The organism is Streptomyces phaeolivaceus (genome assembly GCF_009184865.1).
Taxonomy (GTDB): domain Bacteria; phylum Actinomycetota; class Actinomycetes; order Streptomycetales; family Streptomycetaceae; genus Streptomyces; species Streptomyces phaeolivaceus.
Window position 1 is genome coordinate 8,764,404 of record NZ_CP045096.1, and the last position, 10,571, is coordinate 8,774,974.

Annotated in this window: 8 protein-coding genes; 5 read left to right on the top strand and 3 right to left on the bottom strand. The window is 73.2% G+C overall.

What is annotated here, in order from left to right; translation table 11 throughout:
• Nucleotides 1–10 precede the first annotated feature (10 nt).
• Complete coding sequence (locus tag F9278_RS39990) at nucleotides 11–3,955, top strand: WD40 repeat domain-containing protein (RefSeq protein WP_226967143.1); 3,945 nt, start codon at nucleotides 11–13, stop codon at nucleotides 3,953–3,955.
• Nucleotides 3,956–4,100: 145 nt separating this feature from the next.
• The gene (locus tag F9278_RS39995; protein ID WP_152172676.1) at nucleotides 4,101–5,006 is read left to right on the top strand and encodes an NlpC/P60 family protein; all 906 of its coding nucleotides are present in this window, start codon (nucleotides 4,101–4,103) and stop codon (nucleotides 5,004–5,006) included.
• Nucleotides 5,007–5,122: 116 nt separating this feature from the next.
• Here F9278_RS39995 and F9278_RS40000 read toward each other — a convergent pair whose 3' ends face one another.
• Nucleotides 5,123–6,133: a Gfo/Idh/MocA family protein gene (locus F9278_RS40000; protein WP_152172677.1), complete on the bottom strand. Its 1,011-nt coding sequence runs from the start codon at nucleotides 6,131–6,133 to the stop codon at nucleotides 5,123–5,125.
• 112 nt (nucleotides 6,134–6,245) lie between these two features.
• The gene (locus F9278_RS40005; RefSeq protein ID WP_152172678.1) at nucleotides 6,246–7,007 is read right to left on the bottom strand and encodes an SDR family oxidoreductase; all 762 of its coding nucleotides are present in this window, start codon (nucleotides 7,005–7,007) and stop codon (nucleotides 6,246–6,248) included.
• Nucleotides 7,008–7,193: 186 nt separating this feature from the next.
• Here F9278_RS40005 and F9278_RS40010 point away from each other — a divergent pair, with 186 nt between their 5' ends.
• Together F9278_RS40010 and F9278_RS48320 are read left to right on the top strand one after the other, a co-directional pair.
• Nucleotides 7,194–8,234, top strand: a complete 1,041-nt coding sequence (locus F9278_RS40010) for a LacI family DNA-binding transcriptional regulator (protein ID WP_152172679.1) — start codon at nucleotides 7,194–7,196, stop codon at nucleotides 8,232–8,234.
• A 14-nt stretch (nucleotides 8,235–8,248) separates the two neighbouring features.
• A complete protein-coding gene (locus F9278_RS48320; protein WP_193241844.1) occupies nucleotides 8,249–8,461 on the top strand; it encodes a zinc-binding dehydrogenase in 213 nt (70 codons plus the stop codon).
• 114 nt (nucleotides 8,462–8,575) lie between these two features.
• Here the strand turns inward: F9278_RS48320 and F9278_RS40020 are convergent, their stop codons facing one another.
• Complete coding sequence (locus F9278_RS40020) at nucleotides 8,576–9,391, bottom strand: CDP-alcohol phosphatidyltransferase family protein (protein WP_152174413.1); 816 nt, start codon at nucleotides 9,389–9,391, stop codon at nucleotides 8,576–8,578.
• 112 nt (nucleotides 9,392–9,503) lie between these two features.
• Between F9278_RS40020 and F9278_RS40025 the strand changes: the two genes are divergently transcribed.
• Complete coding sequence (locus F9278_RS40025; protein WP_152172680.1) at nucleotides 9,504–10,484, top strand: zinc-dependent alcohol dehydrogenase; 981 nt, start codon at nucleotides 9,504–9,506, stop codon at nucleotides 10,482–10,484.
• Nucleotides 10,485–10,571: the final 87 nt, after the last annotated feature.

The following is a 10,571-nucleotide window of genomic DNA, read 5'->3' on the forward strand; positions in this document are numbered from 1 at the left end:
GGAGCGGACCGTGCCGACCACGCGATCCCTCCCCGCACAACAGTCCTTCCCCGCCCAGCTGAGACGACTGCGGCGGGAGCGCGGACTGTCGCTCACCGACCTGGCACGCCAGACCCACTACAGCAAGGGCTATCTCAGCAAGATCGAGACCGGTACGAAACGCGCCACCGTCGACGTCGCCCGCCTCTGCGACCAAGTCCTGCGCGCGGACGGCGAATTGCTGCGGCTGGTGCGGCAGGCGCCAGCCGGTGAGGGGGACGGGGACCGTCTGCCCGAGAACGACTCCGTGCCCCGGCAGCCGGGCGGGACATGCCCCTACCGCGGGCTGTCGGCGTTCACCCCACAGGACGCGGAATGGTTCTTCGGCCGGGACCGCGCGACGGCCGCGCTGGTGGAACGGATCTTCGAACGGATCGGCGGCGGACCGCTGATGCTGGTCGCCCCCTCGGGCGCCGGCAAGTCGTCCCTGCTCAACGCCGGCCTCGTCCCGGCCCTGCGGCGCGGCGACCTCCCGATGCCGGGCGCCGACCGCTGGCCGGTGGTGCTGCTCACCCCCACCTCACGCCCCCTGGACGAGCTGCTGGAGCGCACCGCCAAGGCCCTCGGCGGGGATCTCGGCCTCACCCCCGAGGAGGTGCGGGAGAACCCGGCGGCCCTGCTCGACGCCGTCCAGGTCGCGACCGCACCGGCGGCGGCCCCGCCCCCGCCGGCCGCGCGCGCGATGTCGGGCGACGGCCCGCCGACCGTCCCCCCGCCGGCCGCCCCGGGGGACCGCGAACCCCCGCCCCCTCGGCCCGTCCTGATCGTGGACCAGTTCGAGGAGCTGTTCACCCTCTGCTCCGACGACGAGGAGCGGCGCGCCTTCGTCCGGGTGCTCCGCGCCCTGTCCACCGCCGGGACGGAACCGGACACCCGCCCCCCTGCCGTCGTGGTCCTCGGCGTACGCGCCGACTTCACCGGCAGCTGTCTGGGCCTGCCCGAACTGACCCCGGTCCTCACCGACGGCCTGTTCGTCCTGGCCCCGATGTCCGTGACGGAACTGCGGGAGTCGATCACCCGTCCCGCCGCACTCGCCGGCGTCACCCTCGAACCCGGCCTCCTCCCCCTCCTCCTGCGCGACGCCGGACTGCGCGACGAACCGGGCAGTACGTCCCCCGACACCGCGCGGACCAGCGGGATCGGCGCCCACGAGACACCGTCCGGCGCCCTCCCCCTGGTCTCCCACGCACTGCTCGCCACCTGGCAGCGCCGCACGGACTCCGCGCTCCTGACCGTCGACGGGTACGAACGGGCCGGCGGCATACAGGGCGCCATCGCCCGCACCGCCGAGACCGTGTTCGCCGGGCTGTACCAGGCCGAGCAGCGGACGATCCGCCGCATCCTGTCCCGGCTGGTGCTGGTCGCCGACGGCGCCGGCGCGACCCGCCGCCGGATGAGCCGGACCGCCCTGATGGAACAGCTCGGCGACGCCGACGGCACGGCCGCCGCCCTCGACGCCTTCGTACGGGCCCGGCTCATCACCCTGGACAGCGACACCGTCCAGATCACCCACGAGGCGCTGCTGCACGCCTGGCCCCGGCTGCGCGACTGGATCCACGCCGACCTCGCCGGACTCCTCCTCCACCAGCAACTCGCCCACGCGGCGGCCGAATGGGGACGCGAGGACCACGACCCGTCCGCCCTCTACCGGGGCACCCGGCTGGACACCGTACGGTCCTGGGCCGACGAGTCGGACGGCTGGAGCCGCCTCGGGCCCGGCGAGGAGGCCTTCCTGAGGGCGAGTCAGGCCGAGGAGGACAGCCGCCGCAGACAGGCCGGACGCCAGGTCCGGCTGCGGCAGTCCCTGCTCGCCACGCTCGTCGTCCTGCTCGGCCTCGCCGTCACCGCCGGCGGCCTCGCCTACCAGCAGCGGGAGGGCGCACTCGAACAGGAGCGCGCCGCCCGCTCGCAGGCTCTCGCCGTGCGCTCCGCCTCCCTCGCCGGGGGACAGCCGGAGGCGTCGATGCTGCTCGCGGGGGAGGCCTACCGCGCCGACACCACCGCCGAGGCACGTGGCGCCCTGCTCTCCACCCAGTCCCAGCCGTTCTCCGCCCGCCTCGACGGCTACCGGGGACCGGTCAACGCGGTCGCCTTCGCCCCGGACGACCGGACGCTCGCCACGGCCAGCTCCGACGGCACCGTGACCCTGCGCGCCACGGGCGGCGACCACCGGACGCTCGCCACCTTCAGCGTCCCCGGCCGCGTCCGCTCGGTCGCCTTCAGCCCCGACGGCCTCACCCTCGCGGCCACCTCGACGGACGGACCCGTCACCCTCTGGGACATCGCCGACCGCCGCCGCACGGCCCTCCTCTCCGCCGACACCCAGGGCGCCCGCGCGGTGGCCTTCGACCCGCGCGGCGGGGCCCTCGCCGTCGCCACCCCCGACGGCACGGTCCAGCTCTGGAACACCGGGCGCACACCCCGGCGCACCGCCTCCCTCACCGGCCACGACGGCACGCTCCACGCGCTGGCGTACGCCCCTGACGGCCGGACGCTCGTCTCCGCCGGCGCCGACCGGACCGTACGCCTGTGGGACACCGACCGCGCCCGGCGGATCACCGTCCTCAAGGGCCACACCGACGAGGTGCTGGGCGTCGCGTTCTCCCCGGACGGACGGCAGGTCGTCTCCGGCGGCGTCGACCGGACCGTCCGGCTGTGGGACGTGCGCGAACGCCGGACGGCCGCGACGTTCACCGGCAGCAGCGACGACATCAACGCCGTCGCCTACACCCCCGACGGCGCGACCGTGATAGGGGCGGTCGGCGACGGCACGACCCGGCTGTGGGACGTGCGCGGCGGCCGGCAGACCGCCGTTCTCGCCGGACACACCGACTACGTCATGGGCGTCGCCGTCACCTCCGACGGCGCCCTGCTGGCCACGGCCGGCTTCGACCAGTCCGTCGTCCTCTGGGAGCTGGGCGGACCGGTGTTGACGGCACGTCCGTTCACGGAGGTGTGGCAGGCGGTGTACAGCCCCGACGGGTCACTGCTGGCCACGGCCGACACCGACCACACCGTGCGGCTCTGGGACGCCCGCGCGCACCGGCTCCTCGAACGGCTCGTCGGCCACACCGAGACCGTCTTCTCGGTGGCCTTCGCGCCCGACGGGAAGACCCTCGCCTCGGCGGGTTCCGACGGCACGATCCGCCTCTGGGACGTGGCCGCGCGCAAGCCACTGGACACGCTCACCGGCCACACCGGGGAGGTCTTCTCGGTGGCCTTCGCGCCCGACGGGAAGACCCTCGCCTCGGCCGGCGCCGACCGCACGGTCCGCCTCTGGGACCTCGCCTCACGGCACGGCGTCGCCACCTTCGAGGGCCACGAGGACTACGCCAACGCCGTCGCGTTCAGCCCCGACGGCCGCACCCTGGCGAGCGCCGGCGACGACCTGACCGTACGGCTCTGGGACGTCCGCTCGCACCGGGCCCTCGCCGCACTGACCGGCCACACCGGCGCGGTACGGGGAGTCACCTTCTCACCGGACGGCCGCACCCTCGCCAGCAGCGGCAACGACGGCACCGTCCGCCTGTGGGACGTCCGCGGGCGCCGCTTCGAGACCGCCCTCACCGGCCACACCGGCTCCGCGCGCGGCATCGCCTACTCCCCGGACGGCCGGATGCTCGCCAGCAGCGGCAACGACCGTACGGTCCGCCTCTGGGACGTCACCGCCCGGCGCCCGTGGGCGACCCTGACCGGTCACACCAACGCCGTGTGGGGCGTGGACTTCGCCCCCGACGGCCGGACGGTCGCCAGCAGCAGCACCGACGGCACGGTACGGCTGTGGGACCTCGACCCCGGCGCCAGACTGGCGGAGATCTGCCGGCTGAGCGCCGGGATAGGCCCCGACGAGCGGGACGTCCTGCTCCCGGGGGTCCCCGTGTCGTCGGACGCGGAACAGGCCTGCGCCCGTAGCTGACTTCCCTGTTCGGAGGGGGTTTCCCAGGTGTTTCCCGGTTGCCCGTTCGGGTGGGGCGACACCCGGATCTCGACGCACGGGGAGCCTCACCAGCAGGCTGCCGTACGACCACAGCATCACCGAGACAGGAAACGGGGGTCCCGGCATGGTGAGCCGGACCGCACGCACGCGCACACTCATCCGCACACTCATCCGCGCACTGATCACACTGCTGGCCGTCCTCCTCTGGGCGCCGGTGTCCCTGGGGGCGACCGCGCACGCGGCACCGGCCGCTCCCGCCGCCGACTGCCGCGCCCTGGCGCCCGGCGCGTCCGCCGCCGCCGAGCGGGCCATCGCCGCCGCCTGCGCCGAGGTCGCGGCCGGCACCTGGTACACCTGGGGCGGCGGCCACGGCGCCCAGCCCGGCGCCACGTACGGGCAGGTCGACCCCACCGACCCGGCCAGTGAACACGACCCCGAGCGGCGCGGCTTCGACTGCTCAGGCCTGGTCCGGTACGCCTACGCGCAGGCCGCCGGCTCGGACATCCTCAACGGCGTCGCCAGCCAGCAGTACTACACGCACCGCGCCGCCGCCCGCTTCACCGCCGCCCAGGGCCTCGCCCCGCTCCTCCCCGGCGACCTCCTCGCCTACGGCACCTCCAAGGACCTGCACCACATCGCCATGTACCTCGGCGCGGGCAAGATGGTCGAGGCCAGGCAGTCCGGCACCAAGCTGATGGTGAGCGACGTCCGCCTGGGCAGCGGCTACTTCGGCGCGGTCCGCGTCAACACCGGCCAGGTCACCGGCCACATCCACCAGACCTGGGGCACCGGCGTCTGGACCAAGGCCGAGCCCCGCCTCGCGTCCGACCGCGTCTACGCCTTCCCCTACTCCACCACCATCCGCGTCCACTGCCAGAAACACGCGGAACGGGTCTCCGCCGAGGGCTACGAGAACGACGTCTGGTCCTACCTCCCCGACTACAAGGCCTGGGTCACCAACATCTACATCAAGGGCCCGGCATGGCTGGAGGGGGTGCCCGACTGCGGGGACAAACCTCCTGCGGCTTGACCGTTCCCGAGCCATGACGTCATCCGCACCATGAACGCCGCTCGCGCCGGTGACCGCCAGGGGGACGGTCGCCGGCGCGAGCGGTTCGGTTCGTGTGTCGGCTGCCGCCGGAGAAGCTAGGAAACCGTCTTGCGTACCTCGTCCAGCGACACCGGTCGGTGTTCCGCCACCGACAGGGTCGCGGCCTCGGCGATCCAGCTGGCCTCGATGGCGTCGGCGACCGTGCAGGGGGAGGTGCGGGTGCCGGCGACGACCTCGGTGAAGGCGGTGAGTTCGGCGCGGTAGGCGGGGGCGAAGCGGTCCATGAAGAAGTTGTGCGGGACGCCCGCGGGGAAGGTGACGCCCGGTTCGGCGGAGCGGAGGGGGAGTTGGGTGTCGAGGCCTGCCGCGATGCTGTCCTTCATGCCGTGGAGTTCCAGGCGGACGTCGTAACCGCGTGCGTTGTGGCGGGAGTTGGAGATGACGCCGATCGTGCCGTCGTCGAAGGTGAGGAGCGCGGAGGCCGTGTCCACGTCACCCGCCTCCTTGATGTAGGCCGCACCCCGGTTGCCGCCGGTCGCGTAGACCTCCACGACCTCCCGGCCCGTCGCCCAGCGGACCACGTCGAAGTCGTGCACCGCGCAGTCCCGGAAGATGCCGCCGGAGGACGCCACGTACCCGGCTGGCGGGGGCGCCGGGTCCAGGGTGGTCGAGCGTACGGTGTGCAGATCGCCGAGTTCGCCGTTCAGGAACGCGTCCCTCGCCGCCACGCAGCCCGCGTCGAAGCGGCGGTTGAAGCCGATCTGGACCTGTACGTCGCCGTTCTCGACGGCGCGCAGCACGGCGAGGCTCTCCTCGATCGTCTTCGCCACCGGCTTCTCGCAGAACACCGGGATGCCCGCCTCGACCGCCGCCAGGATCAGCCCGGGGTGCGCGTCCGTCGCGGCGGTGACCACGACGCCGTCGATCCCGGAGGCGAACACGGCCTCGGGGGAGTCGGCCACGGTCGCGCCGAACTTCTCGGCGGCGGCCTGCGCCGCGGCGGCCAGCGGGTCGGAGACCACCAGCTGCTCGACGACGTCGAGCCCGGCCAGGGTCCCGGCATGGAAGGCGCCGATACGGCCCAGCCCCAGGATGCCAATACGCATGACGAGTGTCCCTTTCGGAAGTGCGGATGTCTCGGGTGGGAGGGGACGGAGGGAGGTCTACGGAAGGAGGTCTACGGAAGGAGGTCTACGGAAGGAGGTCTACGGAAGGAGGTCAGTCGGTGGTGCCCAGGACGTTCTGGTCCCAGTCGAGCACCGAACCGGTCACCACGCCGCTGCGGTCGGACAGCAGGAAGACCACGAAGTCGGCGATCTCGTCGACCTGGCCGAGCTTGCCCATCGGCAGGGTCTCGGCGGCCCGTTCGCGCCAGTCGTCGCCCGCGCCGTGGAACTCGCGCTGGACGGCGTCCTCGCCCTCGGTCTCCGTCCAGCCGATGTTGAGGTCGTTGATCCGGACGCGGTCCCAGCGGTGGGCGTGGGCGGCGTTGCGGGTGAGGCCCGCGAGACCGGCCTTCGCGGCGGAGTAGGGGGCCAGATACGGCTGGCCGCCGTGCCCGCTGGTCGAACCGATGTTGACGATCGTGCCCGGCGCCTCGCGGGCGATCAGATGCGCGACCACGGCCTGCATCGCGAAGAAGGGCGCGCGCAGGTTGATCGCGATGTGCGCGTCGAAGAGTGCGGGCGAGGTGTCGAGGAGCGAGCCCCGGGAGGTCAGGCCGGCGGCGTTGACGAGGCTGTCGACCCGGCCGTGGGCCGCGATCACCTCTTCCACCGCGCCGCGCACCCGTGCCGGGTCCGCCAGGTCGGCCCGTACGAAGGTCGCGCCCGTCTCGGCCGCGAGATTCTCGCCGACCTCGGCACGGCGCCCGGTGAACGCGACGGTCGCGCCCTCGCGCAGGGCCGCCCGGACGATGCCCGCGCCGACGCCCTGACTGCCGCCGTTGACGAGGACGACCCTGTCCTCCAGTAGTGCCATGTGGGGGTGTTTCCTTTCGGTCCGCTCGGCGGGTGCCGCGCGCGCCGCTTCCGGCCGGGACGACAGGCCTGGTCGCGGGAGCTTTCGCGGCGGCTTCGCCTCTGTCAGTCTTGGGGCGCGAGGGCCCTCGTACAACCCGCAGAGGACCATCAAAAACCCATCATCCGGCCCAGGGAGCACCCCCCCATGGCACACCCCTACACGATCCGTGAGATCGCCCGTCAGGCCGGGCTGAGTCAGGCCACGGTCGACCGGGTGCTCAACGGCCGGGGCGGGGTGCGGGAGAGCACCGCCCGCGAGGTGCGGCAGGCCGTGCAGGACCTGGACCGGCAGCGGACGCAGGTGCGCATCGGCGGCCGTACGTTCATGGTCGACATCGTGATGCAGACCCCGGACCGGTTCTCCACGGCGGTCCGGGAGGCGCTGGAGGCGGAGCTGCCGTCCCTGCACCCGGCGGTCGTACGGTCCCGGTTCCACTTCCGGGAGACCGGGTCGGCCTCGGAGATGGTGCGGGTGCTCGACCGGATCGGGCGGCGCGGTTCGCAGGGCGTGATCCTCAAGGCGCCGGACGTCCCGGAGGTCACCGCCGCCGTGGAGCGGCTGGTCGCGGCCGGGATTCCCGTGGTCACGTTCGTGACGGACCTGCCGAGCAGCCCGCGCGGCGCGTACGTCGGCATAGACAACCGGGCCGCCGGGGCCACCGCCGCGTATCTGCTCCGGCAGTGGCTGGGCGACCGGCCGGGGGCCGTGCTGGTGACGCTCAGCCGCAGCTTCTACCGCAACGAGGAGGAGCGCGAGATGGGGTTCCGGGGTGTGATGCGGGCCGTCGCACCGGCGCGGACGCTCGTGGAGGTCACCGACAGCGACGGCCTCGACGCCACCCAGCGGGACCTGGTTCTCGACGCGCTGCGGCGGGAGCCGGGGATCGCCGCCGTCTACTCGATCGGCGGCGGCAACACCGCGACGCTCGACGCCTTCGCCGCGCTCGAGCGCGAGCCGCACGTCTTCGTCGCCCACGATCTCGACCACGACAACACCCGGCTGCTGCGCGAGCACCGGCTCTCCGCCGTGCTCCACCACGATCTGCGCCAGGACGTGCGCCGCGCCTGCCAGACCATCATGCGCGCCCACCACGCCCTCCCCGACGAGGGTCCGTTCCTCCCGTCGGCGATCCAGGTCGTGACTCCGTACAACATGCCGCCGGGGGCGGGCACGGTCACCGGCTAGCCGAGGAGGGCGCGGTGGCCCCGCCCGGAACACCGGCCCTGCCGGGAACACCGGCCCTGCCGGGAACACCGGCCCCGCCGGGAGCGTCCGCCCGGCCCGCAGCATCCGCCCCCGCCCGGCTGCGCGCGCTGATCGACGCGACCTTCCCGCTCGCCGAGGCGGCCAAGGCGCACGCCCACGGGGAGACCGACCGGACCACCGGGAAGATCGTCCTCACGGTCCGCTGAGCCGGGCGAGCCGGCGACAGCGACCGCTCTCGTAAGCACGACCGCTCTCGTACGGGGCCCCTGAGCCAGGCCCGTACGAGAGCGGTTCGCGGAGAGTCCGCCGGGTCGGCCGCGTCAGCTGGTGACGAGCTCGGGCGCCCGGCGGTCGATGGAGGACTCCACCGACACGGTCACGGTCACCGCCTCGGACGCGACCGCGGTGGCCGCCCCGCCCCGGCCCTCCCGGTTGCGGAACAGCCAGGCGATGTCCCGGCCGAACGACCAGAGCAGCGAGCCCAGCGCCAGCGCGACCAGGCCGAAGCCGACGGCGTACGGCAGCAGACCGGAGGCCGCGACCAGCAGGAACACACCCTGGACCGCGGCGACCGTCTTGCGGGCCATGCTGTGCGGGAGGGAGTTGTTCAGCCACGGGGCGACCTTCGCGGCGGCCACGAAGACGTACCGCATGAGGCCGATCAGCATGACCCACGGGCCCATCGACAAGGACACGTACACGCTCAGCACCAGGATCAGGAACGCGTCGACCTCCATGTCGAAGCGGGCGCCCAGCGCGGTCGAGGTGTTCGTGCGGCGGGCCACCTTGCCGTCGACGCCGTCGAGGATCAGCGCCACGGCCGTCAGACCGACGAACAGCGAGACGGGAGGCGAGCTCTGGAAGGAGTCGGCGACCAGGGCGGTGACGGCGCCGACGAGTATCGCCCGGCCGAGCGTGACGCGGTTGGCGGGGCCGAAGGTACGGGTCCGGGTGCGCAGCAGGGCGCGGTTGAGGACGGCCCAGGTGGCGAGCCCGAAGGCGAGCCCGGTCAGCCAGCCCGCGGGTCCCAGTCCGATCGCCGTGCCCAGGAAGGCGAGGAGCAGGACCTGGGCACCCGCGCCCACGGTCGTCTCCGAGAGCAACAGCCGGCCGTCGTATGTGTTGATCAGGGCCACCGCGAACCTTCCGAACGTGTGTGTGACAGAAACGATCATCGCCGCGTACCGTGAAGCGCGACTCCCACCGCTGCGTACGTGGAGAATCGCCGGACCGTTCACGGAGACGCACATGAAACCGACAGCCAACGCCTTCTGGCTACGCTCCCCCGGGCGGGGCGAGATCCGCGAGGAGACCCTCGCCGCGCCCGCCGACGGCGAGGTCCTGGTCCGCGCGCTGTACTCAGGAGTCAGCCGGGGCACCGAGACACTCGTGTTCCGCGGCCGAGTGCCCGAGAACCAGTACGCGACCATGCGCGCGCCCTTCCAGGAGGGCGAGTTCCCCGCTCCCGTGAAGTACGGCTATCTCAGCGTGGGGCTGGTGGAAGAGGGGCCGGACGCACTGGTCGGCAGGACCGTCTTCTGCCTGTATCCGCACCAGAGCCGCTACGTCGTTCCCGTGAGCGCCGTCACCGTCGTGCCCGACTCCGTCCCCGCCGCGCGGGCGGTCCTGGCCGGGACCGTGGAGACCGCCGTCAACGCCCTGTGGGACGCGGCCCCCCTCGTCGGGGACCGGATCGCCGTCGTCGGCGGCGGCATGGTCGGCTGCTCGGTCGCCGCGCTCCTCGCCCGCTACCCCGGCGTACGCGTCCAGCTCGTCGACGCGGACCCGGCGCGCGCCGACATCGCCCGCGCACTCGGTGTCGACTTCGCGCTACCGGGGGACGCCCTCGGCGAGTGCGACCTCGTCGTGCACGCCAGCGCGAACGAACAGGGCCTCGTGCGCTCCCTGGAACTCCTCGCCTCCGAGGGCACGGTCGTCGAACTCAGCTGGTACGGCGACCGCCGGATCGCCCTGCCGCTCGGCGAGGCCTTCCACTCGCGCCGGCTCACCATCCGCAGCAGCCAGGTCGGAACCGTCTCCCCGGCCGGACGCGTCGGACGTACGTACGCGGACCGGTTGGCACTCGCCCTCGAACTCCTCGCCGACGCCCGCTTCGACGCGCTGGTCACCGGAGAGTGCGCCTTCGAGGAACTCCCGGACGTCCTGCCGAAGCTGGCGAGCGGCGAGCTGCCGGGGATGTGCCACCGGGTGCGCTACGACGCCGAGTGAGCCCAGAGGTTGAGCGTTCCGGGTCGCCCCACCCGCCCCTGAACTGCCCGAACGGAACGCTGACCTCCAAAGAAACCGCAAAACTCG

What these genes read in the sequence shown, in the direction of transcription:
- F9278_RS39995 (WP_152172676.1), top strand. Translation starts at nt 4,101, where the DNA reads ATGGTGAGCCGGACCGCACGCACGCGCACACTCATCCGCACACTCATC.
- F9278_RS40000 (WP_152172677.1), bottom strand. Translation starts at nt 6,133, where the DNA reads ATGCGTATTGGCATCCTGGGGCTGGGCCGTATCGGCGCCTTCCATGCC.
- F9278_RS40005 (WP_152172678.1), bottom strand. Translation starts at nt 7,007, where the DNA reads ATGGCACTACTGGAGGACAGGGTCGTCCTCGTCAACGGCGGCAGTCAG.
- F9278_RS40010 (WP_152172679.1), top strand. Translation starts at nt 7,194, where the DNA reads ATGGCACACCCCTACACGATCCGTGAGATCGCCCGTCAGGCCGGGCTG.
- F9278_RS40025 (WP_152172680.1), top strand. Translation starts at nt 9,504, where the DNA reads ATGAAACCGACAGCCAACGCCTTCTGGCTACGCTCCCCCGGGCGGGGC.